The 25,649-nt window shown below is 48.9% G+C and carries 23 protein-coding genes, 1 tRNA gene and 1 other annotated feature; of the genes, 18 read left to right on the top strand and 6 right to left on the bottom strand.

Annotated features, from left to right (window positions below; all coding sequences use genetic code 11):
• The first annotated feature begins 1 nt into the window (after nucleotide 1).
• From dprA to coaBC, 14 genes are all read left to right on the top strand, one after another.
• Nucleotides 2-1,123 carry a DNA-processing protein DprA gene (dprA, locus tag DW949_RS09040; RefSeq protein ID WP_233539550.1) on the top strand — a complete coding sequence of 374 codons (1,122 nt, stop codon included), beginning with the start codon at nucleotides 2-4 and terminating at the stop codon, nucleotides 1,121-1,123.
• Between the two features lie 126 nt (nucleotides 1,124-1,249).
• The gene (gene miaB, locus DW949_RS09035) at nucleotides 1,250-2,587 is read left to right on the top strand and encodes a tRNA (N6-isopentenyl adenosine(37)-C2)-methylthiotransferase MiaB (RefSeq protein ID WP_118022903.1); all 1,338 of its coding nucleotides are present in this window, start codon (nucleotides 1,250-1,252) and stop codon (nucleotides 2,585-2,587) included.
• Nucleotides 2,588-2,626: 39 nt separating this feature from the next.
• Nucleotides 2,627-5,203, top strand: a complete 2,577-nt coding sequence (gene mutS, locus DW949_RS09030; protein ID WP_118022919.1) for a DNA mismatch repair protein MutS — start codon at nucleotides 2,627-2,629, stop codon at nucleotides 5,201-5,203.
• Entirely contained in the window at nucleotides 5,200-7,218 is a 2,019-nt protein-coding gene (gene mutL, locus DW949_RS09025) for a DNA mismatch repair endonuclease MutL (RefSeq protein ID WP_118022902.1), read from the top strand. Before mutS ends, mutL begins: the two co-directional genes overlap by 4 nt.
• A 2-nt stretch (nucleotides 7,219-7,220) precedes the next feature.
• Nucleotides 7,221-8,006, top strand: a complete 786-nt coding sequence (locus DW949_RS09020; RefSeq protein ID WP_233539549.1) for a class I SAM-dependent methyltransferase — start codon at nucleotides 7,221-7,223, stop codon at nucleotides 8,004-8,006.
• Nucleotides 7,999-8,949 carry a tRNA (adenosine(37)-N6)-dimethylallyltransferase MiaA gene (gene miaA / locus DW949_RS09015; protein WP_118022900.1) on the top strand — a complete coding sequence of 317 codons (951 nt, stop codon included), beginning with the start codon at nucleotides 7,999-8,001 and terminating at the stop codon, nucleotides 8,947-8,949. Before DW949_RS09020 ends, miaA begins: the two co-directional genes overlap by 8 nt.
• A 36-nt stretch (nucleotides 8,950-8,985) precedes the next feature.
• On the top strand, nucleotides 8,986-10,227 hold the full coding sequence (locus tag DW949_RS09010) for a methionine gamma-lyase family protein (RefSeq protein WP_118022899.1): 1,242 nt from the start codon (nucleotides 8,986-8,988) through the stop codon (nucleotides 10,225-10,227).
• Between the two features lie 12 nt (nucleotides 10,228-10,239).
• On the top strand, nucleotides 10,240-10,800 hold the full coding sequence (gene rnmV / locus DW949_RS09005) for a ribonuclease M5 (protein ID WP_118022898.1): 561 nt from the start codon (nucleotides 10,240-10,242) through the stop codon (nucleotides 10,798-10,800).
• Complete coding sequence (rsmA, locus tag DW949_RS09000; protein WP_118022897.1) at nucleotides 10,787-11,662, top strand: 16S rRNA (adenine(1518)-N(6)/adenine(1519)-N(6))-dimethyltransferase RsmA; 876 nt, start codon at nucleotides 10,787-10,789, stop codon at nucleotides 11,660-11,662. The genes rnmV and rsmA overlap by 14 nt, the downstream gene beginning before the upstream one ends.
• A gap of 90 nt (nucleotides 11,663-11,752) precedes the next feature.
• A complete protein-coding gene (locus DW949_RS08995) occupies nucleotides 11,753-12,628 on the top strand; it encodes a YicC/YloC family endoribonuclease (protein ID WP_199595834.1) in 876 nt (291 codons plus the stop codon).
• Nucleotides 12,629-12,638: 10 nt separating this feature from the next.
• A complete protein-coding gene (remA, locus tag DW949_RS08990; protein WP_059075302.1) occupies nucleotides 12,639-12,917 on the top strand; it encodes an extracellular matrix/biofilm regulator RemA in 279 nt (92 codons plus the stop codon).
• Between the two features lie 17 nt (nucleotides 12,918-12,934).
• Nucleotides 12,935-13,552: a guanylate kinase gene (gmk, locus tag DW949_RS08985; protein WP_118022895.1), complete on the top strand. Its 618-nt coding sequence runs from the start codon at nucleotides 12,935-12,937 to the stop codon at nucleotides 13,550-13,552.
• A gap of 12 nt (nucleotides 13,553-13,564) precedes the next feature.
• Complete coding sequence (rpoZ, locus tag DW949_RS08980; protein ID WP_059075300.1) at nucleotides 13,565-13,774, top strand: DNA-directed RNA polymerase subunit omega; 210 nt, start codon at nucleotides 13,565-13,567, stop codon at nucleotides 13,772-13,774.
• Nucleotides 13,775-13,785: 11 nt separating this feature from the next.
• Nucleotides 13,786-15,009 (top strand): bifunctional phosphopantothenoylcysteine decarboxylase/phosphopantothenate--cysteine ligase CoaBC, encoded by a 1,224-nt coding sequence (gene coaBC, locus DW949_RS08975; RefSeq protein ID WP_118022894.1) that lies wholly within the window; start codon nucleotides 13,786-13,788, stop codon nucleotides 15,007-15,009.
• A gap of 113 nt (nucleotides 15,010-15,122) precedes the next feature.
• Here coaBC and DW949_RS08970 read toward each other — a convergent pair whose 3' ends face one another.
• From DW949_RS08970 to DW949_RS08960, 3 genes are all read right to left on the bottom strand, one after another.
• Nucleotides 15,123-16,700 (bottom strand): BCCT family transporter, encoded by a 1,578-nt coding sequence (locus tag DW949_RS08970; protein ID WP_118022893.1) that lies wholly within the window; start codon nucleotides 16,698-16,700, stop codon nucleotides 15,123-15,125.
• A 13-nt stretch (nucleotides 16,701-16,713) separates the two neighbouring features.
• Nucleotides 16,714-17,904 (bottom strand): PLP-dependent aspartate aminotransferase family protein, encoded by a 1,191-nt coding sequence (locus tag DW949_RS08965; RefSeq protein ID WP_199595827.1) that lies wholly within the window; start codon nucleotides 17,902-17,904, stop codon nucleotides 16,714-16,716.
• Between the two features lie 237 nt (nucleotides 17,905-18,141).
• Nucleotides 18,142-18,960, bottom strand: a complete 819-nt coding sequence (locus tag DW949_RS08960; protein WP_118022891.1) for a MerR family transcriptional regulator — start codon at nucleotides 18,958-18,960, stop codon at nucleotides 18,142-18,144.
• Nucleotides 18,961-19,301: 341 nt separating this feature from the next.
• Between DW949_RS08960 and DW949_RS08955 the strand changes: the two genes are divergently transcribed.
• Together DW949_RS08955 and DW949_RS08950 are read left to right on the top strand one after the other, a co-directional pair.
• Complete coding sequence (locus DW949_RS08955) at nucleotides 19,302-19,736, top strand: MarR family winged helix-turn-helix transcriptional regulator (RefSeq protein ID WP_118022890.1); 435 nt, start codon at nucleotides 19,302-19,304, stop codon at nucleotides 19,734-19,736.
• Nucleotides 19,737-19,793: 57 nt separating this feature from the next.
• Nucleotides 19,794-20,747, top strand: a complete 954-nt coding sequence (locus tag DW949_RS08950; protein WP_118022889.1) for an epoxyqueuosine reductase — start codon at nucleotides 19,794-19,796, stop codon at nucleotides 20,745-20,747.
• A 31-nt stretch (nucleotides 20,748-20,778) separates the two neighbouring features.
• On the opposite strand, the gene DW949_RS08945 is transcribed toward DW949_RS08950, so the two are convergent.
• Both DW949_RS08945 and DW949_RS08940 read right to left on the bottom strand, forming a co-directional pair.
• On the bottom strand, nucleotides 20,779-21,696 hold the full coding sequence (locus DW949_RS08945; protein WP_118022888.1) for an alpha/beta hydrolase: 918 nt from the start codon (nucleotides 21,694-21,696) through the stop codon (nucleotides 20,779-20,781).
• Nucleotides 21,697-21,863: 167 nt separating this feature from the next.
• A tRNA-Ser gene (locus tag DW949_RS08940) sits at nucleotides 21,864-21,952 on the bottom strand.
• 148 nt (nucleotides 21,953-22,100) lie between these two features.
• Here DW949_RS08940 and DW949_RS08935 point away from each other — a divergent pair.
• Together DW949_RS08935 and DW949_RS08930 are read left to right on the top strand one after the other, a co-directional pair.
• Nucleotides 22,101-22,925: a hypothetical protein gene (locus tag DW949_RS08935; protein WP_118022887.1), complete on the top strand. Its 825-nt coding sequence runs from the start codon at nucleotides 22,101-22,103 to the stop codon at nucleotides 22,923-22,925.
• Nucleotides 22,926-23,094: 169 nt separating this feature from the next.
• Nucleotides 23,095-23,967: a DMT family transporter gene (locus DW949_RS08930; RefSeq protein ID WP_233539548.1), complete on the top strand. Its 873-nt coding sequence runs from the start codon at nucleotides 23,095-23,097 to the stop codon at nucleotides 23,965-23,967.
• Nucleotides 23,968-24,071: 104 nt separating this feature from the next.
• Here DW949_RS08930 and DW949_RS08925 read toward each other — a convergent pair whose 3' ends face one another.
• Entirely contained in the window at nucleotides 24,072-25,310 is a 1,239-nt protein-coding gene (locus tag DW949_RS08925) for a hypothetical protein (RefSeq protein WP_118022886.1), read from the bottom strand.
• A 73-nt stretch (nucleotides 25,311-25,383) separates the two neighbouring features.
• Nucleotides 25,384-25,630: a binding site (T-box leader), on the bottom strand.
• Nucleotides 25,631-25,649 lie beyond the last annotated feature (19 nt).

The raw sequence follows: 25,649 nt of genomic DNA, 5'->3' as shown, positions 1-25,649 counted from the left end.
AGTGGAGACAGAAGATTTGATGAAAGAACGGCGGTACATGGCAGCCTGGAAATCCATAAAAGGCATGGGAGCCAGACGGATACGGAGCCTCGTCTCCCGGTTTGGAAGCGCACAGAACGCCTGGCAGGCTGACGGAGAAGCTGTGGCAGAAGCTGCCGGTCTGGGAGTGCAGAAGGCCGGCCATATCAACGCGGCCCGGAACCAGTTTGACTGGGAAGGACAGGAAAAACTGCTCCGGTCCCGGAAGGTACAGCTGGTGACCTTTCAGGAAGAGGCGTATCCGGAATTACTGAAGCAGACATATAACGCGCCAGCGGTGTTGTTTTATCAGGGGATACTGCCTGAAAACGACAAGACAGCAGCCATCGTCGGAGCCCGTAAAGCTACTCCTTATGGGCTGAATGCCGCCCATACCCTGTCGGAGCAATTAGCCCGGCAGGGTGTTTTTATTATCAGCGGCGGCGCCAGGGGCATTGATACGCGGGCCCATACGGGTGCACTCCGCGGTGGCGGCCGGACTATTGCTGTCGTTGCCAACGGCCTTGACAGGACGTATCCTCCGGAGAACCGGCGCCTGTTCGAGGAAATCTGTGATGCCGGCGGTGCCATCGTCAGTGAATTTTCCTTTGGCGTGGAGCCGCTGGCCTGTAATTTTCCGGCCCGCAACCGTATCATTGCCGGCATGGCCCGCTGTGTCATCGTCGTCGAGGCGGCTGCCCGGAGCGGGGCATTGATTACATCTGATTTTGCCCTGGAGGAAGGCCGTGATGTCTTTGCCGTGCCGGGCAGCATTTTTTCCACTATGAGCCAGGGAACGAACGGACTTTTGCGGAACGGGGCTATCATTCTGACCCGTGCGGCCGATGTCCTGGATGAATATGGCTGGCAGAATGTGAAAAAAGAGGAAGGTAAGCCAGCCTGCGTGCTGCCAGACAGGGAACGGCAGGTCTATGAAGCGCTTCAGGAATCGCAGGCACTGCCTGTGGAACAGCTGGTCATGCATACCGGCCTTTCTGCGGCAGATATCAGTTGTATACTGGTCAACCTGATCTTACATAATCTGGCGGAAGAACTCCTGCCGGGACTGTATGTGCGCTGCCCTGCCCAGAATGTTTCACCGTGAGTACAGAATAGCGGGGCCGGTAATTTTTTTCTTCTCTGTTCAGAGTCTTTGATATGTGGTATTATGAAATGTAAAAGTAAAAATCCAAGATACCCTATCCAATACGAAGAAACTGAGGAATATAGTATGATGCAGAATGAGAAATTTTATTTTATCCAGACCTACGGCTGCCAGATGAATCAGAGCGATTCCGAACATTATGCAGGACAGCTGGAAGAACTGGGCTATCATCAGACGGACGAGCTTTCGATGGCGGATGTGATTTTATTGAATACGTGCTGTGTCCGTGAAGCGGCTGAGGATAAGACGCTGGGAAAAATCGGTGAACTGAAGCATTTGAAAGATCAGAATCCGGACCTTATCATCGCCGTTACGGGCTGCATGGCACAGGAATGGCAGGACCGCCTTTTCAAACGGGCTCCCCATATTGACCTGGTCATCGGGACGCATAATATCCACACTCTCATCGACCTCATTAAAGAACGGCAACAGAAAAAAGAACATTATCTGGCGTCAGATATGCATGAGCCGGCATTTCATGAACTTCCGGCTAAACGGTTCCAGAAATTTTTCGCCTGGATCCCCATCATGAACGGGTGCAATAATTTCTGTACCTATTGCATCGTTCCTTACGTACGGGGCCGGGAAGTCAGCCGTCCGGTCCAGGCTGTCGTGGAAGAAGTCCGGCGCGTTGCCGATGCAGGATACAAAGAAATTACTCTGTTGGGCCAGAATGTCAATTCCTATGGGAAAGACCTGTCCAGCCATGACGATTTTGCCAGCCTGCTTCGGGCTGTCGATGAAGTAGAAGGCATCGAACGGATCCGGTATATGACGAGTCATCCCAAGGACATGAATTACGATGCCATCGATGCCATCGCTGAATGCCATAAAGTGGTCAATCATATGCACCTTCCCATCCAGTGTGGAAACGATGGCCTGCTCAAAAAAATGAACCGCGGCTATACAGTGGATCATTATATGGATCTGGTGGAGTATGCCCGCAAACGCATTCCGGATCTGGTGCTGACGACAGACATCATTGTCGGTTTCCCCGGCGAGACAGAAGAGATGTTTATGGATACGCTCCAATTCCTGAAACGCTGCCAGTATGATATGGCTTATACATTTATGTATTCTCCGCGGACAGGTACGCCGGCGGCCTCCATGGAAGACCAGATTCCCCAGGAAGTGAAGAGCAGTCGTCTGCAGCGGCTCATGGACGTGCAAAACGTGTACAGTCTGAAAAAGAATCAGGCCATGGAACACCACGTTTATGATGTCATCGTAGAGGGGCCGACGAAAAATGATATGAATCACTGGTTCGGCCGTACGACGGGTAATAAGATGATTATCTGGGAAAATGATGGTTCAGCGGCCATTGGCGATACGGTACCCGTCATGGTCGATAAAGGACAGACATGGGTACTCAAAGGCCACATAGTACACGAATCCAATGTGTAAGGGAGGTATATTTTGCCTGATACGCCAAAACTGACTCCGATGATGAAACAGTATCTCGAAGTCAAAGAACAATGCAAAGATAAAATACTATTTTTCCGTCTTGGCGATTTTTATGAAATGTTTTTTGACGATGCCCTGACGGCATCACGGGAGCTGGATCTGACTCTGACGGGGCGGGCCGGCGGCAATAAAGAACGGGTGCCCATGTGCGGTGTGCCGTTCCATTCGGCGGATACTTATATAGAACGGCTGGTCCATAAAGGATATAAAGTAGCCATTTGCGAACAGATGGAAGACCCGAAGCTGGCCAAGGGCATTGTCAAGCGGAAAATCATCAAGGTCATCACGCCGGGGACGATTACGCTGGAACATGCCGTAGCTTCCAAAAAGAATAATTATATTGCCTGCCTGACAGAAAAAGATGACCTCCTGTCTATTGCCCTCATGGATGTGACGACGGGAGAATGCCTCTGGTCGGTATGCGCCGTGACGGCGATGGAAGATAACTTGTTTGATATCCTCTCTGTCTATGAACCCAGTGAATTGATTTATTATCATCTGGGAACGCAGATTGATACGGTGCTGCAGTATTTGAAAAGCCACATGTCCCAGTGCACGGTTACGCCTTTTGAGGCAGATGCTGACTGCGATTATGGAGAAAAGGCTGCCTCGTATTTTAAAAAAGAAGATTTCGATGCCGCCCATGATGCGGCAGCCTGCATCGGCATGCTGTTATCCTATGTCAGCGAAGTCATGCAGTCTGATATTTCTCATATCAATCACCTGGAACGTATCGATAATGAACGGCGTCTGGTCATTGATGCGGCAAGCATCCGCCATCTGGAAATCACACAGAATGTACGCGACGGAGGGCGGAAGGGAACACTTCTCGATGTCCTCGATAAGACTCACACGGCTATGGGTGGCAGGTTGCTGCGGAAATGGCTGGAAGCACCTCTCTTGCGTATCTCCGACATCCTCCTTCGTCAGGACGCGGTGGAAGAACTGGTGAGTCACGAAATCATGCGGCAGGATTTATCCGATACACTGGACAGGATTTATGATTTCGAACGGATCCTGACCCGCGTGGAAACGGGGACAGCCAGCCCTAAAGATATGGTAGCCCTGCGGGAATCGCTGTCGGTCATACCCCAGCTGAAACACATCCTCGATGACGCTGGCAGTGAGTTATTGAAACGCCTCAATAACCAGGTGGCAGAGCATCGGGAAGTGTATGACTTATTATGCCGGGGTATAAAAGATGACCCAGGTGTGGTCATTCGTAATGGTGGTGTCATCCGCGATGGATTTTCTGAAGAACTGGATGAAATCCGTTCCATTGCCGCCAACAGTCATGCCTTTTTGCAGGAGCTGGAAGAAAAAGAAAAAGAAAAAACGGGCATTAAAATGAAAATCGGCTACACCAAGGTGTTTGGGTATTATTTTGAAATTTCTCATGCCAATACGAAGCCCGTACCGGATTATTATGTGCGCAAACAGACTCTGGTCAATGCCGAACGGTATATCACGCCGGAATTAAAAGAATTTGAAGTCAAAGTCCTGACCAGTCAGGAACGCATGCTGACCCTGGAATATCAGTTATTTGGCCAGATCCGGCAGCAGATCGGGAAGTATATTCCGGATATGCAGCAGACAGCCCGGGCTATTGCCCGAATCGACTGCCTGTACAGCCTGGCCAGAGCGGCCCATGAAAATCATTATATCCGTCCCGGCCTGAACCGGGATCAGTCTGTCACGATACGCGATGGCCGTCACCCCATCATCGAAAAATATCTGAAAGATGAATTATTTGTGCCCAATGATGTGACACTCAACCACAGGGATCATGAAGTCCTGATTATTACCGGCCCTAATATGGCTGGCAAATCGACGTATATGCGCCAGGTGGCCATTCTCGTGCTCATGGCCCAGGCCGGCTCCTTTATACCGGCCCGGGAGGCGTCCATCTGCCCGGTAGACCGGATTTTTACGCGTATCGGTGCCAGTGATGATATTCTGACAGGTCAGAGTACATTCATGATGGAAATGAAGGAAGTATCGTATATTTTAAAGCATGCTACATCCCGCAGCCTGCTGATCCTCGATGAAATCGGCCGGGGGACGAGTACCTTTGACGGCATGTCCATTGCCCAGGCCGTCATCGAATACTGCCTGCAGCAGATTCATGCACTGACGTTGTTTGCCACCCATTATCATGAACTCATCGCTATGGCGGATGAATCAGAAAAAATAAAAAATTATACCGTCGCCGTCAAAGAACGGGGCCGCAGCATCAAATTCCTGCGCCGTATCGTACCGGGCGGGGCGGACAAGAGCTATGGCCTTCACGTCGCACGGCTGGCAGGATTGCCAGAAAAGCTGCTGAAACGGGCCGATGTCATCCTGACGGGTCTGGAAGCGGAAGGAGCTGTCCAGCCCTCTGTTCCGGCAGTCCCGCAGTCTGCGACTCAGGCTCCCGTGGAAGACAGCCTGTTTACCAGCCCGGTCATCGATCATCTGTTATCTGTCGATGTGACGAGTATGACCCCTATTGAAGCAATTTCCTTTTTGTATACGCTGCAGAAAGAGGCTAAGGAAGGAAGTGGCAGGAATTGAATTCGATCATCAATATTCTGGACGAAGCGACGCGCAATAAAATCGCTGCCGGGGAAGTCGTGGAACGGCCTTCCTCGTGCGTGAAAGAACTGGTGGAAAACGCTATCGATGCCGGTGCCAGTGCCATTGAGGTGGAAATCGCCGCAGGCGGGGCATCCTACATCCGCGTCACCGATAACGGATGTGGCATGAGCCGGGAAGATGCGCACAAATGCATTATCCGTCATGCCACGAGCAAGATCAGTTCGGTCGAGGATATATTCGCCATTACCTCTCTTGGCTTTCGTGGCGAAGCCGTTCCCAGTATTGCTGCCGTCTCACATATGCAGATTACGACACGGCGGCCGGAAGATGAATTTGCCGTGCACCTCGTCCTCGATGGAGGCGTCATTACGTCGGAAGACCAGGCTGGAGCAGCGGCTGGTACGACGATGGAAGTCAGTGATCTTTTTTACAATACGCCGGCGCGGAAGAAATTTTTGAAAAGCGAACGGACGGAAAGTTCAAAAATCAGTGAAATGATTACCAAACTGGCTCTGGCCCAGCCGGGAATTGAATTTACATTCATCAATAATGGACGGACGACACTGCATACAGGCGGCCTTGGCAATCTGAAAGAAACGATTGCCAATATTTATGGTGCCGGCGTGGCACGGGAAATTTTCCCTGTCACCTACGACCATGATAATATACAGATTGAGGGATACGTAGGAAAGCCATCGGTCCTTAAGAGTTCCCGTTCGTGGCAGACATGCATTGTCAACCAGCGCATCGTTCACAACCCGCTCATGTTCAAAGCTGTTGACAATGCGTATCATGCGATGCTGCCCAAATCGGGGTACCCCTTTGCGATGCTGCATCTTCATGTAGATCCGGCCAGTATTGATGTGAATGTTCATCCGGCAAAAACAGAAATCAAGTTTTCCGACGAACAGCAGATTTACCGGGCGCTGTATCACAGTATCATAACGGCCCTCATCGATCAGGAAAAACCGGAGCAGATTGCGGCTCCGGCTTCTGTAGCGAAGAAACCGGAAGTGGTGCGGGAAAATCCTTTTTCCGATGCGCCCTTATTTGCTGCAAAAGAAGAGGAATCTCATGCTCCGTCGCAGGAAGACAGGATGCAACAGGTCTTTCCGATGGGAATGGCCCAGGACCGGGCTACGCTCTCTGAAACCGGCCCTTCCCGGGAAGAACAGAGCAGTTCTGCGGCCATCTCTCCGTTGAATAAACCTGTGGAAGGTCCTGCTGCAGAACAAAAGAATATGGCGTCCCCATCGGGGATGCTCCATGAACATACATCTGCCGGTTCTAACGGCTGGAAACCGTCCCGCCTGCCTGATACTGGTGAAGAACAGCAGTTTTCAAAAGCATTACACGAAGGCGGACAGTCTGATGCAACAGAGAATCATCCGGTACAGCCGCGGATTACCTTTGAGGGAGACGATGATGTGTTCATCCCTCTGGGAGAGGTAGCGGACTGCTTTATCGTAGCCAAGAAGGGGCAGGATCTGTATATCATCGACCAGCATGCTGCCCATGAACGGATACGGTATGATACATTTTGCCATCGCGTAGAACACATGCCAAGCCAGCAGCTGCTGACGGCGGAATTTGTAGAAGCCGATCCGGAAGACATGATTCTCCTTACAGAACGGCAGGATGTCTTTACCGATCTGGGATATATCTATTCGGTGGCCGGTCCAACGACACTCCGCGTCGAAGAAGTTCCCTGCGATTTAAAAACGAGTGATATTGCCGATTCGCTGCAGGATATCTGCCGCCTGCTCCATGAAAATGACGTGGCAGACAAGGCCGTGCTGCGTCACCGTTCTCTGGCATATTTATCCTGCCACGGGGCAGTCAAGGCAGGGGACCGGCTCAATATCAGGCAGATGAAGCAGCTCATAGAAGATTTATTCCATACGGAAAAGCCTTATGTATGCCCCCATGGACGGCCTATCATTGTGCGGTTTACGCCCGACGACCTGGCTAAATTATTCAAACGGACATGATGATGGGATTATATGTAGTGCCGTCCCTCAAGGCAAAAGGTACTCTCATCGGGGAAGCAGAGTCATGGGCTGCGTCTATAGGTGCTGTCTTTGTGCCACGACGCGGCCAGAGCGTAGAGCAGCTGCGACGGCGTTACGGGACGGAGCACCTGCTTATTTATACCAGCCGGGGCCCGGTCATTGAACGGGATGAAGGTAAACACTTTTTTAGTCTGAACATGGCCGAATTGCGGATCCAGCAGCTGCGCAAGGGAAAACCGGATCATTTGCTGGAGGCCTTTGGCGCTGACCGGCCTGTGTCAGTCCTGGATGCGACCTGTGGCTTTGGTGCCGATGCCATAGTGGCATCATTCGGGCTGCCGGCAGGCTCTGCTGTCACCGCATTAGAAACGGTGCCTCAGATGGCTGCTGTGACCGGATGGGGCTTTTCTCATTTCGTACATGAAACGTGCGATGTGACACAGGCATTGCGCCGTATTACGTTGTACAATCAAAATTATCGTACTTATCTGGCGAATTGTCAGAAACCATATGATATCATTTATTTTGATCCTATGTTCAGCCAGCCCGTACAGGCCAGTTGTCAGTTTCAGCCGGTCCGGGCTATCATGGACCATGAAGAACTGACAATGGAGTCACTGGAACGGGCGATGCATATATCGAAGCGGGTCGTGGTCAAAGGCCGGTACCTGCAGCCTCTCCTGCAGGTATTCCCATCGGCCCGGATTATGGGCGGCCGGTATAGCCGCGTCCGTTATGCAGTCTTAGAAGGGAAAATTCATGGATAAGATTATTGCAATAGCCGGCCCGACGGCGGTAGGTAAGACGGCTCTCAGTTTTTACCTGGCAGATCATTACCGTACAGAGCTCATTTCTGGGGATGCCTATCAGATATATAAGGGAATGGATATCGGTACGGCCAAACCGACGGCAGATGAATTGTCCCGGTTCCGTCATCATCTCATCGATATTGCCGGACCGGACGAACCCTATTCGGCGGCCCGTTTTTGTGACATGGCGGCAAAGGTCGCCCGCAGCCTGAATGAACGACATAAAGTCCCCATCCTGGTTGGCGGGACGGGCCTGTATGTACAGGCGTTGCTTGAAGGGTTTGATTTCGAAGGGTCGGCTGTTACGGAAGACGAACGGGAACGGGCCCGCAAACATATCCGGACAATGACAGAAGGAGAATTGCGGAGTTATATTGAAGAGCAGACCCGGTGGCAGCCACCTGACTGGCATGAACTGCTGGCGAATACACACCGCCTGGTGCGCCTGATGGTGGCGATCGATAAAGGAGAAGGCCCTGCTTTTGTACGGGCCGGTCACGGACATAAGGTGCAGTATGATGCCTATGTCATCGGGCTCAGCCTCCCCAGAGAGGTGTTATACGACCGCATCGAAAAACGGGTCGATATGATGCTGGATGCCGGCTGGCCTGAGGAAGTCGCGCGTCTGCTTCATGAAGGAGTTTCACCTCAATCGCAGGCTATGAAGGCCATTGGCTATGAAGAACTGGCATTGTACGTCCGGGGGAAAATCAGTCTGGCAGATGCTGCCGATGAAATCAAGAAACGCACGCGCCGCTTTGCCAAACGGCAGATTACTTGGTTTAAACGCATGCCGTACATACACTGGTACGCCAAAGAGGACTACGCCTCGGAAAACGAACTGGCGGCGACCGTTATCCGGGATACGGATAACTGGCTGTCTGATCATCCTATTGTATAAATTTCTTTATTTTTTCATTGCAGGAAAGGATTTGACATGTTGTCTTTCGATTTGGAAACGATACGTAAAGAAGCGATGGCCGCCTGTGCCACCCAGTTTGAACGCATCGATACGATTGCGCTCCACAATACACAGAAGGTACTCGATGCTTATAAAAAAGCACAGATTTCTTCATACCAGTTTGCCGGTACATCGGGATATGGATATAGCGATATGGGCCGGGAAAAGCTGGATGAAGTCTTTGCTACGGTCTTTAAGGCTGAAAAAGCACTGGTACGGCCTCACTTTGTTTCCGGTACGCATACACTGGCTACGGTTCTTTGTGCACTGCTCCAGAAGGGCGATCGCATGATTTCCCTCATCGGCGCGCCCTATGATACGATGCAGGGGGTTATCGGCTATGCCCGTTACACGCCTCATTCTCTCAAAGAAAAAGGCGTATTATATGAAGAAGTGCCGCTGAAGCAGAATGCGTATGATCTGGAAGGCATCCGGACAGCCTGTCAGGAAAAACAACCGCGGCTGGTCCTCATCCAGCGTTCACGGGGATACAGCTCCCGGGCTACCTTGACGATTCCCGATATCCGGACCATTATCAAGACGGTAAAGGCGGTCAGTCCCGATACTATCTGTTTTGTCGATAATTGTTACGGTGAATTTGCCGCGGAAGAAGAACCGATTGAAGCTGGCGCAGATATCATGGCCGGTTCTCTTATCAAAAATCCGGGCGGCGGTATTGCTCCGACAGGCGGATATATTGCAGGCCGGGCTGATCTTGTCGATGCTGCTGCCGATTATCTGACCGCTCCCGGTCTGGGAGGAGAACTCGGTTCCTATGCCTATGGGTACCGTTTATTTTTCCAGGGCTTCTTTATGGCTCCCCATGTGACGGCCCAGGCTATAAAAGGCGCAGTCTTTGCAGCGGCTGTCTTTGACCGTATCGGGTTCCATGTATCGCCGGCTTTTGATGAACCGCGGTCTGACCTGATTCAGACTATTTATCTGGAAAATGAAAAAAACATGTGCCTTTTTGCCCAGGGAATCCAGACGTTCTCGCCGGTCGATGCCCATGTTACGCCTATCCCCGACGATATGCCCGGGTATGCGGATAAAATCATTATGGCAGCGGGCGATTTCGTACAGGGGTCATCAATTGAATTGTCAGCCGATGGTCCTATCCGTGAACCGTATATGATTTATCTGCAGGGAGGTATCGTATTTGAACACAATGTCCTGGCTGTCCTGAGCGCCGCCAGATATATTCTGGAAAATAAATAGGAGAACGGAAGTATGATAAAAGAAGTTCTTATCGTCGAAGGACGCAGCGATGTAGCACGTATCCGTGCCAGTCATATTGATGCCGATATGATTACTACCGATGGTTTTTCCCTGCGCCCTGATACGCTGCGGCAGATTGCCTGTGCATACGAAAAGCGGGGAATCATCATCCTAACCGATCCGGATCAGGCCGGGGAACGGATCCGCCGCTATCTGAGTCAGCGGTTCCCCAAGGCAAAACACGCATTCATCCCGCGGAAAGACGCTATCGCCAATGACGACCTGGGAGTCGAACAGGCATCTCCTGAGGCCATCCGTCTGGCTCTTTCCAAAACACGATGTGCCACCTTTACGCCGGAAAACATCTTTACTATGGCAGATATCATGGCAGCGGGCCTCAATGGCAGACCTGATGCGGCAGAACGCCGGGCAGCTGTGGGTGCTGTCCTGGGAATAGGGTACGGTAATGCCAAGCAGTTTTTGCGGCGTCTGAATCACTACGGTGTCAGCCGGGAAGAATGGTTCGATGCCCTGCAGCAGATAGAAGAGGAGACAGAACATGAAAGACGTTGATTTAGCCAAACCGGAAGTCGTCCATTATATTGTCAAGCGGTTCGGCCTCCATATGAGTAAAAAACTGGGACAGAACTTTCTCATCCGTCATAGTGTCGTCGCCGATATTGCCAATGCGGCCGGCTTAGAACCGGGAAGCCCCGTACTGGAAATCGGCCCCGGCATCGGGACGCTGACGCAGGCTCTGGCCGAAACGGGAGCCGCTGTCACGGCAGTGGAACTGGATACGCGCCTTTTGCCCGTACTGGACAAAACGCTGGAGCACTATCCCAATGTCCGCATTGTCCATGGGGATATCATGAAAATTGATATAGAAGAAACGATGGGACACAGACCTTTTACCGTCTGTGCTAATCTGCCGTACTATATTACGACGCCGATCATCATGAAACTGCTGGAACAGAAACTGCCCATCGAACGGATTGTCGTCATGGTGCAGAAGGAAGTAGCGGAACGGATGACGGCCCGGCCAGGAAGTAAAATTTACGGAGCCCTTTCTGTATCGGTCCAGTATTATACGGAACCGGAAATTCTCTTTGAAATCCCGCCGCGGGCATTCATGCCGGCACCGGAAGTCACATCGGCAGTCGTCACCATGGACGTGCGCAAGCAGCCACCGGTGACAGTGCTGGAAGAAAAGCGTTTCTTTCAGGTCGTCAAAGCCGCCTTTTCCCAGCGCCGCAAGACCTTTTCCAATACGCTTAAAGGCGCCGGTGTCAGCAAGGACGATATCCAGCAGATCCTTGCAGCAAGCGGAATCGATGGCAGCCGCCGGGGAGAAACATTTTCCCTCGATGAATTTGCCGCTGTTTCCGATGCCTGGACACGGCTGATACAAAAGCAGGACGTATCCTGTCAATGAACCCTTGTATCATCTGGTAAAATGATGAAAAATGGACTATAATGAAGCTTTGAACAGGATGTATGAAGGAGGGCGTGAATATTGCGCAGTATGACCGGATTTGGTACTGGTACGGCCAGCGACGGGCGGATATCAGTCACCATTGAAATGAGAGCCGTGAATCAGCGGTTCCTGGAATTAAATATACGGATGCCCCATGCCTATCTGGCACTGGAAGACACCATCCGCAACGGCATTAAAGAACAGCTGCACCGCGGCAAGGTCGATGTCTTTGTAACCGTTCAGGATCTGGCGCCGGAAATGCCACGGGTACAGATCGATTACGCATCACTGACAGCCTGCCGGGACGCTCTGACAGAGGCCAAGAATAAGCTGTTTGACGGGGCGCCTGTTACACTTTCCGATATTATATCCCTGAATACGGATTGGTTCAGCCAGGAACCTCCCATTATCGATGCCGATGCCTGCCGTCCCGTATTCTGTCAGAGTCTGGACCAGGCCCTGCAGGGAATGACGACCATGCGGGAACGGGAAGGGGCCAATATACAGGCAGATCTTCTGCGGCGGACCGATACGATGTCTGATATTATCGAATCCATTGCGGAACGCAGACCGCAGATCATTCAGCTTTATGAAGAACGATTACAAAAAAAGATGACTGCCATACTGGAGAAGCTGCAGGTCCAGCCGGAGAAGGACCGGCTGTTGCAGGAAGTAGCTGTGTATGCGGATAAAGTGGATTTTACAGAAGAAGTTGTCCGCTTCCGCAGTCATGTGTTACAATTAAAAGGACTTCTGGAAGCCAGTGGCGATACAGGACGCAAACTCGATTTCCTGATTCAGGAAATGAACAGGGAAACGAACACCATCGGCTCCAAGGCTCAGGACTTGCAGGTAACGGAACAGGTACTGCGCCTGAAGAATGAAATTGAAAAGATTCGAGAACAAGTGCAGAATATTGAATGATGGAGACGAGATGAATTTCAATTTATTGAATATAGGCTTTGGCAACATGGTAATGGGAAATAAGGTTGTGGCGATTATCAGTCCCGAATCGGCTCCGATTAAACGGCTGGTTCAGGAAGCCAGGGAAGGGAATTCTCTGATTGACGCCACCTTCGGCCGTAAGACCCGGTCTGTACTGATGATGGACAATGGACAAGTCATACTGTCTGCATTGCAGCCGGAAACGATTTCCCACCGTATACTCCACGTTGGCGAAGACGAGGCTGATGATACAGAGCCTGAAGAATGAGAAAGGAAGTAATGAACATGAAAGATCCGGGCTTGCTCATTGTTGTTTCGGGCCCATCCGGAGCCGGTAAAGGCACCATCTGTGATGCCCTGCGCAAGCGGTTCCCCAATATCAATTATTCTATTTCTATGACGACCCGCAGTCCCCGGCCGGGCGAGCAGGACGGCATCAATTATTTCTTTTCCGATAATGCCCATTTTGAAGAACTGCTGGCACAGGATGCGTTCCTGGAACATGCCAAAGTGTATGACCATTATTATGGTACGCCGAAAGACTATGTATTCCGCATGTTGAACGAAGGAAAGCATGTCATGCTGGAAATTGATATCCAGGGGGCTATGCAGGTCAAACAGAAGTATCCCCAGGGGGTATTCATTTATATCGTGCCGCCCAGCATGGACGTACTGGCCCGGCGCCTCAGGGACAGGAAGACCGATACGGAAGAGGTCATTGCCGGGCGCCTTTCCAAGGCCAGTGATGAGTTGCAGTGGATAGAACAGTATGACTATCTCATTGTCAATGACGACCTGGCTTCTTCCATAGATGAAGCGGCCGCTATTCTTACGGCAGAAGAAATGAAGACATCACGCAATACCTGTAAGATTGCTGCTATTAGAGATTTGTACAAGAAATAGGAGAGATGCATCATGTTAATTAAACCGACACTGGAATCGTTGATGAAACGGGTAGATAGCAAGTACACACTGGTTACACTGGCGGCAAAACGGGCCCGCCAGCTTACCGATGGCGACAAGCCCCTTGTCGATGTAGACACGACAAAAGTCGTATCCATCGCTATGGAAGAAATCGACCAGGGTAAGATTACCTATGAAGCTCCCAAGGCCGGCATAAAATAAGGAGGCATCCTATGCTGTTGGAAAATAAACACGTCGTACTGGGCATCTGTGGCGGTATAGCAGCTTTTAAGGCGGCCCACATCGCCAGCCTGCTGCGCCAGCGCGGTGCTGAAGTAAAATGCATCATGACAGAACATGCCACGAAACTGATTACCCCGCTGACCATGCGTGAAATCAGTGGCAACCCGGTAGCAGTGTCCATGTTTGACGATACACCGGAATTTAATGTGGAACATATTGCTTTGGCCCGCTGGGCCGATATCTTTGTCATCGCCCCGGCGACGGCCAATATTATCGGCAAAGTTGCCAGCGGCATAGCCGATGACATGTTATCGACAACAATCATGGCTACGAAAGCCCCGGTACTTTTTGCACCGGCTATGAACAGCAACATGTATCTGAATCCGGTCGTACAGGACAACATGGCTAAGTTGAAACGCTTTGGCTATGAAATCATGGAACCGGCCAGTGGACATCTCGCCTGTGGTATCATTGGCATCGGCAGGCTGCCGGAACCGGAAGAAATCGTGGATCGCATTGAACTGACCGTCTGTCGCACGAATACTCTGGTGGGTAAAAAAGTCATTGTCACTGCTGGCGGCACACGGGAACCGATTGATCCGGTACGGTTTATTGGCAATCACTCCAGTGGACGCATGGGATTTGCCTTGGCAAAAGCAGCCGTACTGGCCGGAGCCGATGTGACTCTTATTGCAGGATCCAATGATCATCTGAAAACGCCGCCCGGCGTCAGCCGACGCATCGATGTAGGCAGTACACGGGATATGAAAGCGGCTGTCGATGCCTATTACGATGACTGTGACCTGGTCATCAAGGCAGCTGCCGTAGCCGATTACCGGTCAGCAGCCCCGGCTAAGAACAAAATCAAGAAAGATGATGACGTACTGAATCTGAAGCTGGAAAAGAACCCTGATATCCTTTATGGACTGGGACAGCGCAAAACGCATCAGGTACTCATTGGCTTTGCCGCAGAAACGACCAATGTCATCGAATACGGAACTGCCAAATTGAAAAAGAAACATCTCGATATGCTCGTTGCTAACGATGTCAGTGCCAAAGGCGCCGGATTCCAGGGAACGACCAATATCGGCACGCTGCTCTATGCAGACGGCCGTGTCGAAAAACTGGAAAAAATGAGCAAATTTGCCTTGGCTGAAATCATTGTAGACCGGGCTGCCAAAATCATAGCCGCTAAACAGGAATGTAACGGTTAGAAGTATATAAAGCAAAAACGAAAACAGGGACATCATATGAATTTATCAGGTATTCATGTGATGTCCCTGTTTTTATAGTTATATCAGGTGAGAGTCCGTGTTTTCATCAGCGCTTATACAGAATTCCACTTATCTTTATTGATGTCATCAACATATAATTCTTTTTTACGGATGTCTTTTCGCAAGGTCTTATAAAATGTAACCAGCAGAAGCACGATAACGGCAGAAAGTGGTATAGCCATAATCGTCGTAACGGACTGGATGGTAGTAAGAACATTGAGCCCGGGCACCATGTGTTCCAAAAACAGAATACCGACGGGCAAAAGCAGTACGAGAAATGCCCAGAATACTTTATACCAGCTTGCAGGTTCTTCATCATTTTTCAAATTCTTAGAAGTGAGTGTCGCAACGACCGTAGAAGCCGCTGTAGCACCGCAGGCCAGTGTGATGAAGACGACGGCCATGTACACGACGATTGCCAATGACGAAAGAGGCAATGTTTTGAGTACTGCCAGGACGGCCGCATTATTGCCACTGTCAATGACGAGCTGTGACAACGAGAGCACTCCTGTCAATTCCTGATGCATTCCGTAATTTCCCAGAATGGCAAAGGCAAGCCAGCAGGCCAGTGTCGTCCAGATGCAGCGGACGATTGCGATTTCCCGGAACGTGCGGCCATAGGAAACACGGGCCAGCCATAAGCCGTCAGAAATCGTACAGCCCAGATACCAGGCCCAGTAAAATACAGTCCACTGCTGGACAAACCCTGTCTGGGCAATGGCGTCGGTATTAAAACTCATGTGCACGAATTCCCGGATATTGGTCCCGACAGCCATAGTGAAATTGTTGAGAATAAATGAAGTAGGGCCGACGAGAAGAATAAAGATGAAGAATCCCAGTGCCAGTTTGACATTGAAGTCACTGATAATACTGATCCCTTTGGCAATACTCTTGGATGTGGAAAGTATGAAGAAGAGGCAGAAGATGAGGATAACGGCGATGCGCAGTGTAAAGGTGACTTCAAAACCCAGCAGGTATCTGGCCAGTTCTGCCAGAATCGATGTGCCCAACCCGACTGTGCAGACGAGGCCACCAATATATCCAAAAGCGACGAGCCCGTCGATAATTTTGCGGATGATACGGACTGGAAGACTATCGCCTTTTAATACGGATTTGCATAAATCAGACAAATTGAGTGAGTCTACTTTTTTATTCCAGAACATGTAACCGAGTGCCAGTGAGACGGGAAGATAAATGGCCCATGCGGAAAATCCCCAGTGGAACATACCGTAAGCTGAAGCATATTCGTAGGCTTGTACTGAATCGGGAATGACTCCAAAAGGCGGAGTTTTGACATAATACATCCATTCGACCATACCAAAGATGAAAATACCGGCACCTGCAGCTGAACACATATTCATGGCTGCCCAGGAGAATGTCTTATAATGTGGCTTGGCACCATTTCCACCGAGGCGGATATCTCCGTATTTGGAAAACATGATGAAGATGGCAAAGACGGCGCTTAAGAAGGCAATGAGCATGAGTGCCCAGGGAAAGTCTATGGTCATAATATTATAGAAAATACTGATGACATATGCTGTTCCTTCCGGTGCCAGAACCATTGGTATGACCAGAGCAAACAACAAGCCGACGGCTAACAGTGCGATGGGCAGATTGATGTTTTTTAGCATAGGTATCACCGCCTTATCTTACGGTATCAAATACGGATAACGCCTGTTTGAAATCAGCAATCAGGTCTTCTGTTGATTCTATGCCCGATGAAATACGGATCAGACCTTCTTCCATACCCATATCTCGAAGCTGCTGCGGGGTAAAGTCAAAGCGGAATGCCGTAGCAGGATGGGCGATGGTCGTCCGATAGCCGCCCAGTGTTCCCAGATATTTGACTACTTTCAAGCGGTGCATGAATTCATTGACTTTCTGCCGGTCATCTTCCACTCGGAAACTGAGCATGGCACCGCAGCCATGGGGCAGTAATGTTTCAGCCAACTTATGCTGAGGGTGGTTGGGAAGAGTCGGATAATTGACATAGCGGACATGCGGGTCGGCTTGCAGGGCTTCAGCCAGTGCCTGAGCATTGGCAAACTGGCGGGTGACACGCATTTCCATGGTGCGGATACTGCGAAGGAGAAGCCAGGAATTTTGTGGATCCAGACAGCCACCGAAGAGAAGATAGTCGGAATAGATTTTTTTCATCAATTTTTTGGGTCCGGTAATGCAGCCGGCCGTAATATCGCTGTGACCACCGAAGTATTTTGTCATGCTGTGTACGACAATATCGGCACCGTGCTCGAGAGGACAGATAGCAAATGGTGTCGTAAATGTGCTGTCAACGACGACAAGAGCCCCTGCTTTGTGGGCGATACGGGTAATGGCATCGATATCGATGATGCGGATCAGCGGATTGGTAATGATTTCTGTATAGATGAGACGCGTATTTTTCTGTATGGCCTGTTCTACGGCATCGGAATCGGTCAGGTCAACATAAGTCACCTCAACACCAAATTTTTTTACAATACGATCAAATAATTCAATCGTTTCCCCATAGATGGCATTGCTGGTGATAATATGGTCGCCAGCTTTGACTAGCGACAGGATGGTTGTTGAAATAGCAGCCATGCCGGATGAGCAGACCAGAGACTGTTCACCATGTTCAAGATACGATACGGCCTGGGCTACGCCGTCGCGGTTTGGATTGGCTGTGCGGCAATAATAATACTTTTCTCCTTTGTTAGCACGGTCGTAATCATCCATGTCCTGAATGATATTGGCCGTCGAAGGATAGATAGGCGGCGTTTCCGGATGTTCTACTGGTAATTGTGGTTCACTGCCGACGTACAGAATTTGAGTTTCTCTTGATACAGATGGGTTCATGATGGTATCCTCCTAAAAATAATAGTAGTACTTGCAAAACGATGTTTTTGCTATGAGTAGAGCATAAACCTTCTGGTAAGAAACAAGTCAAATCATTTTTTGTTGCAAAAAAAGAATAGGCTGAGGAAATTCTCAGCCTATTCTTGCAATTGTTTCATCGATAATATGCTTTTTAGCTCTTTTACAAAAGAAAATGTATGCATCAGGGAGAAGATATATCATACAACCTTATTCCTGCTATAAAGTTTGATTTTGTTCAGGAGAATATATTTGTACTTCGTACTGGGCATCCTCATATTCAACCAGATTATCTTCGAATTCCAGGGCCAGGGCAAGCTCCGGCCGATTCATATCAGAGAAAAAGTTATGCAGCAGTGTCGTATCCCAATGTTCTTTTAGAATCTGGGTGCGAAAACAGATGTATTCGCCGGCAGGCAGCTTTTTATATTCTGGAAGATACTGATCCGGGCGGTGTTTCAGATAAATAAAATACTGTGTAGGATGAAAACGGCTGGCGAACAAATCAGAAATAGAAAGAATATATCCATATTGTCTCCGGTAAGGTAAGTGATGGAGACGGGAAGAACCTTTGGCTTTCGCCAGGCGGATTTCCATATCGGCCAGGGCGTCTGTATCGTAGCAGGGTACCTGGATGATATGGCGTTCCGGCAGATGGAGATGATACAAAATGCTGGAATCATCTATTTTACTGAGATAGGTAAAATATTCGATGTACCATTCGATATCTTTGATGCGGTTCTGAATCTGTTCCAGTTCCTGATAGGATTTCTGCCATTCTTTTTCCAGGGCAGGCAGAAGGCCGGCAACGGTCCCTTTTTTGATGATTTGGCCGATATCGTTCAGATGCAGGCCTAATCCCTGAAGATATTTTACCCGGTCAATGATATGGAACTGATCAAATGAGTAATAGCGGTATCCCGTATGTGAATCTATTTTACGGGGTTGTAAAATACCGATTTTTTCATAATGCCGCAGGGTCTGTGTTGTCACTCCTAGTAGTTTTGCCGTTTCACCTATTGTATAATACGATTTCATAAGGAATGCCTCGATGATTTACTGCCCTATGCAGAATTTTTTATGCATTTATTATATCACACTCAGAGAGCTATATGGATGAATAGATAAGAGGCAGGTGTGTTTTGTGTTGGTAAACCCGGGACATCCGGGTGAACTTCAAGAACGGCACGGAAATCAGGGCATAGGCAGGAAAAAGGATTACGGCAGAGAATCTAAGTGGAAAAAGCAGGATTCCCTGTTGTATTTTTTCTGATACACGGAAAAGGCGAAATGAAAGATAGCAAAAAGAACCGGCCGGTTCTTGACGAAATCGGTGACTGATGATAATATAGTGCATATACACGATGAGAGGATAGAACATGAATCAAGAATGTAATGCCAATAAGAAATTTCATTTACGGCAATGTCATTGCTTCAATTTACGGCAAGTTACCTTGGCCGTTACGGCTTTATACGACAAGTATTTGCAAGAAGCAGGGATTACGGTGCAACAGTATTCTATTCTCTGGCATAGTAAAGAATTAGGCCCTTTATCAATTACAGAATTAGCCTTAACCATGAATTTGGACCGGACGACTCTTTCCCGGAATATTACGCTGCTTACGAAACGAGGATTGATGGAAACGCTCCCTTCTACAGGGCGGCGAAGACTCGTTCAACTGACAGCGCAGGGACAAGCCGTGTTTGCGCAGGCCTATGGATATTGGCAACAAGCGCAGCAGCAATTGGAATCCCGCTTAGGGAAAAAGAAAATGAGCCAATTAGAAGATTTATTAGCCCAGCTAATGGAATAGATATATTTTTTATTTTTCGTGTATATACACGATACAAGAAGAGAAGGAGAGATAAACATGGACACGGATAAATTAGGGCAGGTCATTTACGATAAGGCATTGGCCTGTGGCTTTGATGATTGTGGAATCATTCCGATAGATGATATGGATGGATTTCAACAGCGGTTACAAGAACGGGAAGAGAAAGTTCCGTCCAGCGCCTTTTTTTATCAGAGAATGGGAGATTTTGCGAATATTAAGAAACGGTTCCCTTGGGCTAAATCGGTAATCATTGGTACGTATTGGTTAGGCAAGTACCGCTTTCCCGCTTCGTTGCGGGGAAAATATGGTAAAGCTTTTTTCCTGTCACCCAGTAATGGTGTCTGTAAAGAGAGTCTCGCTGCGCGTAGAGACTTTGAAACGTGGTTTAAGGAGCAGGGAATCCGCTGTGAAGGAGGTAGTCAATTTGGACATCGCAGCATTGGTCCCTTGCGGTATGCGGCCATGATGGCGGGCCTGGGGATTATTCGTAAAAATAATTTTTTCTATACGAAAAAAGGCTCTTTTGTGGAGCTGGTGGGGTATGTGACAGACCAGAAGGCCTGGTGTCATCATGTACCGGATATACGGCCATGTGCCGAAAGCTGTCATTTATGTCAAGCGCATTGCCCCAGCGGAGCCCTGAAAGGACCGTTTACCATGAGCCCACTGGAATGCGTCTCTTTTATTACTACTTTTGCCAAAGGGGAACTCTCACCCGGGCTGGATGATAAGAACTGCGGCACCTGGATCTGTGGGTGTGACAGTTGTCAGGACATTTGTCCCTATAACCGGCAGCATGATTGGAATCAAGGCGACGCCTACCCCGGACTGGAAGAACTGGCTCCCCAGCTGCAACCAGAAAAATTACTGGCGCAATCAGAGACATTTATCCAAGAGAAGGTTATACCCTATACGGACTATCATATCGCTGCGGACGAAGCTAAAACACTAAAACGATGCGCCGCCCGTTCCCTGGGCAATCGGACGTGACAGGTTGAAAGGTGCTTTTTTGGCGTTGGTGTCAGTTATTCTCTGTATAATGACGGACAAAATCTCTGATTTCGTATTCTGATTGTACGGATTCTTCTAATTCAGGTAAACAGATACCGAAATTATGTGGCATCCCGGGATATATGCTTAGTGTAACATGCACGCCTGCATGGGCGGCTTTATGGGCAAATTCTTCATCTTCGCTGAGAAATATTTCATTGCCCCCGGTCTGGATGAGCATGGGTGGCAGACCGGCCAGATTACCGTTGATGGGGGAAAGGTGTGGATCATCTACTGAAAGGCTGCCGGCATAAGATGGTTTCAGTATTTCCGGATACAGTGGAGCAGTACGGCCTAAAATCTGATCTTTTTCTCTATTACTCGTTCGCGATGCCTGGCTGGTACCTAAATCCACCCAGGGAGACTGCAGAAGCAAAACACGGGGAAGACTAATATTGTGATCCCGAAGAAACATCACTGTTTCAATGGCCAGGTTGGCACCGGCAGAATCGCCAATAAGGATGATGTCCTTTGCATCTGTCCCCTGTTCTAAAATATAATTATAAACAGCAAGAGCATCCTCTAATGCAGCCGGATATACATAAGTTGGTGCCAGCCGGTAATTTACACAATAAGCAACTTTGGCATTAACAAGGGATGCTTGCAGAATCGCGCTGACTCGCCACTTATCGTGCATGGCACCGGTATAACCGCCACCATGGAACTGCAGCAGAACGAGATTGGACCGGGATGTTGTACGGAATTCTTCAACTACGATATCGTTAATCGTACGTTCCGACTTTTCCCATCCTGTAGGGATGGTCAAGTGGTAATCTTTTTCCCCGGCCCGCATCCGCTTTACTTCAGCTGTGATATAATTTTGTAATTCCCGGCCTTTTAGTTTCAACCCATGTCCGGGAATTAATTGGGTCACCATATCAGTATTCATAGTAATCCCTCCTGACAATATCTATGTCTATCATACTATTAAATGTAATGAAATAAAAGATAGAAACAAAGAATACAGAAGAATGGGATAAAAGTAACTCCGTATTCCGGACATAGAAAAAGCGCACCCATAAGCTTCGTTAATGGCTTATGAGTGCGCTTTTTATCTGGCGGAGCGGGTGGGATTCGAACCCACGAGACCTTTCGGCCTAACTGATTTCGAGTCAGCCCCGTTATGACCACTTCGATACCGCTCCATGTAATACTTAACATGCAATACTAATGTAGTATAACATGAATTATTTATATCGTCAAGTTTATTTTATGGTCTGCATATTTTCATTATGCTTTTGTCATGGTATAATAAGCCTATACTATGTAGTTTTTAAAGGAACATCAATGTACATGACTGAGAACATACCTGACAATACACCACGTACTTCACGCAACCAGAATATACGCTTTATTGCACAATGCCTGCTCTTGTATGCCGCCTGTTTCCTTTTGTATTATGGCACATCGACAGGGCAGGATATCCATGATGTGAGCCTGGCTACGAGACAGCTGATACCTCCGATGCTGCTGTTTTATGTCGTACAGCAGATCAGCGGCAAGACCCTTCTTTCCCGGCTCTGGCTGACACAATTCCTTACGGGCATGAGCTGGGCCCTGACTACGCCACTGCTGATGTATCTCCAGCGTGAGGGTGCTCCCAGACTGGATCCCATGGCGGATATATTGTTTGGCTGCTATGCTGCACTGTTTCTGATGTCAGCGCAGCAGCTGACTGCCGGACGCAGGCATTGCCGTCTTTTTCAGTCCTGCACGACCATATTATCACAACTCCTGATGTTTATTCCCTTATGTCAGGTCATACATTTTTCCCTCTATGGGACTTGTATAACCGAACAGGCAATCCTTACATTACGTACTGAATCATTGGGAGCGTATGTACAACAAGTATGTACGGATTTAGGATGGCCTATGGTCGTGGGGATAGTCGTCTTTTACTATTTCCTGGGATATTTTATTTTTAAGTTTAATGCAAAGATTTTTATTTCTCTTCCGACACTCAAGCGAAATGCCAGTGTTCTGATTTTCTTCCTTACCTTTGTGATACTGGCCATATATCTGCCAAAAAGCCTGATTCCCCAGACCTATTTTTTCCGTGCCTGGCATCAGACGACCAAGGTGATGGAACAGCAGATACCGGATGGAATGGATAAGTAAGAACAGGTATCGTGACGGCACCGTATGTACAGTACAATCGGTGTTTCCCTTCTGGCTGACAGGATATGGGCAATCCTGCCGGTCAGAAGGGCGTTTTTTAATTATATAATTAATATAGTTTTTAAAGAATCGAGCGCGAATCGTTCTGGTTCAAGAAGGGGTGGGGAAGGTGTATTCATTGGAATCACATGCCAGAGGGTATCTTATTTTTTCTATGTTTGCCTTTGGGACAGTGGGATTGTTCGTTCATTATATTCCCCTGCCATCCAGCATTATAGCACTCAGCCGGGCTTCATTAGGGGCGGCGTTCTTATTTTTATTGGTCCGGTTCCGTCATATGCCCATGTCAAAGGAGCAGATCCGCGATAACCTGAAATTGCTGATTATTTCCGGCATTTGTATCGGTATTAACTGGATTTTACTATTTGAGGCGTTCCGTCACACGACGTTGGCCATTGCCTCTATCTGCTATTATATGGCACCGGTATTCGTGATTCTCGTATCTCCTGTGCTGCTACACGAAACCCTTACGGCACGAAAGGTTGTTTGTGTGCTGCTGGCCCTTCTGGGGATGATGTTCGTCAGCGGTATTTTTGAAAACGGGTTATCGGACATTACGGACTTGTCAGGAGTCTTTTTTGCGCTTGGTGCAGCGGTATTTTATGCTTCTGTTATCGTGTGCAATAAGAAATTTTCTCCTATTTCGGCTTATGATAAAACCATTATCCAGCTGGCTGCAGCTGCCGTAGTCCTGCTGCCCTATACGCTTATTACGGAAAACTGGTCTGCCTTGTCCTGTACGCCTTTCCAGTTATTCCTGCTTCTCGTACTGAGTCTGTTTGTTACAGGCTTTGCCTACTCCTTATTTTTTGGCGCTATGGGATATTTAAAAGCACAGACCGTAGCTATCCTGACCTATATTGACCCGATTGTCGCTGTATTTCTGTCGGCCTTGTTTTTACAGGAACCGCTGGCTGTCAGCACGATAATTGGTGCTGTCCTCATTCTGGGATCTACCCTTATCAGTGAGCTCAGAGCCTGAATCAGGGTATAAAAAGAGAGGCAGTCACATCACGTTTGATGTGACTGCCTCTCTTTTGAGTTTGATAGTTGACGTAAATGTTTTTTATTTAAGGCATCTGCAAATTATGCATTTTCCTTTGCCGTGCTCATAACTGGTGCGTCTTCGAAAGAATCGGGATCTGCATTCATAGCGTCGATACGGGCACGATAGGCTTTATCCTTGGCATAGCGGATGTTTTTGTAACGTCCTATGGTCAGGAAGGGAACGATGATGATGGCAATGGCCAGATAGCCGCAGTAGCCATAGCCGTATTTGATGATATTGGTCAGCCCCACGATGGAAACGGTCATGGACAAAGCAATGATGAAGAAGGTGACAATAGCAGAACGGATAACGGCACTCTTGCTGATTTTCTTCAGCATATGGATTTCAGAGAAACGGGCTGTAAAGCCAAAGACGGTTGTGACGCCCGTCGAAATCAGGCATAACATCAGGAAAATACTGTAAGCAATAGTCAGCCAGGTCATCCCCATGGATTTCAGGCTGGTCAGGGTCGGCAGTGGAGATTTACCATAGATGCCGGTCCAGCCTAAGAGCATGCATACGGCTAAGGTCAGGGCAATGGCGTTCATAGCGAACGAGAACCACATGGAGGTAGCACAATTTTTACGGGTAACTAACGGCATGCCGACGACAATCATGGTCGGAATGACGACGCACTGGAAACCAGAGTAGGTGAAGGCGTGCAGAATGGCTGTCGGCAATTTGGAAAAGCCGTTTACGGCGAAATCCTGTGCCATTGCCTGCGTGAAGAACATGGTTCCTTCTGCTGTGCCGCCCATATAGATACCGACGGAGAAGATGGCAATGACCATGGCCAGAATGGCAATGCCCATATACGTCGTAGCCCGGCGGACAAGACCGGCACCAAAAATAGTCAGGAAGAAAATAATTGTGCCGACGACGCCGATACCGGCATAATAGCTGATGCCCGTCTGTGCGGCCAGAGCAGAAGCGGCACCGGAAACGGTCGCGGAAACGGCCATGATGACCATGATATAGAAGAACGCTTCAAATAATACTTCGATGCCTTTGAAGGGGCTGTACAAATTCTGGAACAGCTGCTTATAACTGCGCAGGTGCCGGGAATTATACATATTCATGGCTTCTTTGATAGTCAGTGTGAAGAGCAGCATCGTAATGATAGCGGTAATCGGTCCGAGCCAGCCCAGGCTGACGAAGTAGACATTTTCCTGATTGCCTGTGGCGAAGCCGCCGCCGGCATGAGAACTGAATAATACGGCACCAACTGAAAAGCACAGGCTCAGCGATGCGGTTTTAATCGTGGATGGTGTTTGCATGATAATTCCCCCTAGTATAACAAATATCCCTCGTGAGAGAAACGAAAACGCCTTTCGTCTCTCTGCGTGTTTGCTAAGAGACGAAAGGCGTATATATCCTTCCGCGGTACCACTCTGCTTCGCCTGGCAATCAGGCGCCCTCTCGGATACGGCATTTTCGCGATATCCATGCTCTGTAACGGGAGTTCCCGTAGCGGCCTACTCGGTTCAGCCTTTCCGCTCGGCAATGAGTTCGACTTCTCGTCCGCACTGCCTCGCACCAGCCGGCAGCTCTCTGTAACGATTCAGGTAAGTGTACTAGTTTGCTTCATCGCGTTTGTGTGACGTTTGATGGTGCAA

Origin of the sequence: Megasphaera sp. AM44-1BH, from assembly GCF_003467125.1 — a bacterium.
GTDB lineage: Bacteria > Bacillota > Negativicutes > Veillonellales > Megasphaeraceae > Megasphaera.
This window is presented reverse-complemented; position numbering and strand designations above follow the sequence as displayed.

What these genes read in the sequence shown, in the direction of transcription:
- miaB (WP_118022903.1), top strand. Translation starts at nt 1,250, where the DNA reads ATGATGCAGAATGAGAAATTTTATTTTATCCAGACCTACGGCTGCCAG.
- mutS (WP_118022919.1), top strand. Translation starts at nt 2,627, where the DNA reads ATGATGAAACAGTATCTCGAAGTCAAAGAACAATGCAAAGATAAAATA.
- DW949_RS09020 (WP_233539549.1), top strand. Translation starts at nt 7,221, where the DNA reads ATGGGATTATATGTAGTGCCGTCCCTCAAGGCAAAAGGTACTCTCATC.
- miaA (WP_118022900.1), top strand. Translation starts at nt 7,999, where the DNA reads ATGGATAAGATTATTGCAATAGCCGGCCCGACGGCGGTAGGTAAGACG.
- DW949_RS09010 (WP_118022899.1), top strand. Translation starts at nt 8,986, where the DNA reads ATGTTGTCTTTCGATTTGGAAACGATACGTAAAGAAGCGATGGCCGCC.
- rnmV (WP_118022898.1), top strand. Translation starts at nt 10,240, where the DNA reads ATGATAAAAGAAGTTCTTATCGTCGAAGGACGCAGCGATGTAGCACGT.
- rsmA (WP_118022897.1), top strand. Translation starts at nt 10,787, where the DNA reads ATGAAAGACGTTGATTTAGCCAAACCGGAAGTCGTCCATTATATTGTC.
- DW949_RS08995 (WP_199595834.1), top strand. Translation starts at nt 11,753, where the DNA reads ATGACCGGATTTGGTACTGGTACGGCCAGCGACGGGCGGATATCAGTC.
- remA (WP_059075302.1), top strand. Translation starts at nt 12,639, where the DNA reads ATGAATTTCAATTTATTGAATATAGGCTTTGGCAACATGGTAATGGGA.
- gmk (WP_118022895.1), top strand. Translation starts at nt 12,935, where the DNA reads ATGAAAGATCCGGGCTTGCTCATTGTTGTTTCGGGCCCATCCGGAGCC.
- rpoZ (WP_059075300.1), top strand. Translation starts at nt 13,565, where the DNA reads ATGTTAATTAAACCGACACTGGAATCGTTGATGAAACGGGTAGATAGC.
- coaBC (WP_118022894.1), top strand. Translation starts at nt 13,786, where the DNA reads ATGCTGTTGGAAAATAAACACGTCGTACTGGGCATCTGTGGCGGTATA.
- DW949_RS08970 (WP_118022893.1), bottom strand. Translation starts at nt 16,700, where the DNA reads ATGCTAAAAAACATCAATCTGCCCATCGCACTGTTAGCCGTCGGCTTG.
- DW949_RS08965 (WP_199595827.1), bottom strand. Translation starts at nt 17,904, where the DNA reads ATGAACCCATCTGTATCAAGAGAAACTCAAATTCTGTACGTCGGCAGT.
- DW949_RS08960 (WP_118022891.1), bottom strand. Translation starts at nt 18,960, where the DNA reads ATGAAATCGTATTATACAATAGGTGAAACGGCAAAACTACTAGGAGTG.
- DW949_RS08955 (WP_118022890.1), top strand. Translation starts at nt 19,302, where the DNA reads ATGAATCAAGAATGTAATGCCAATAAGAAATTTCATTTACGGCAATGT.
- DW949_RS08950 (WP_118022889.1), top strand. Translation starts at nt 19,794, where the DNA reads ATGGACACGGATAAATTAGGGCAGGTCATTTACGATAAGGCATTGGCC.
- DW949_RS08945 (WP_118022888.1), bottom strand. Translation starts at nt 21,696, where the DNA reads ATGAATACTGATATGGTGACCCAATTAATTCCCGGACATGGGTTGAAA.
- DW949_RS08935 (WP_118022887.1), top strand. Translation starts at nt 22,101, where the DNA reads ATGACTGAGAACATACCTGACAATACACCACGTACTTCACGCAACCAG.
- DW949_RS08925 (WP_118022886.1), bottom strand. Translation starts at nt 25,310, where the DNA reads ATGCAAACACCATCCACGATTAAAACCGCATCGCTGAGCCTGTGCTTT.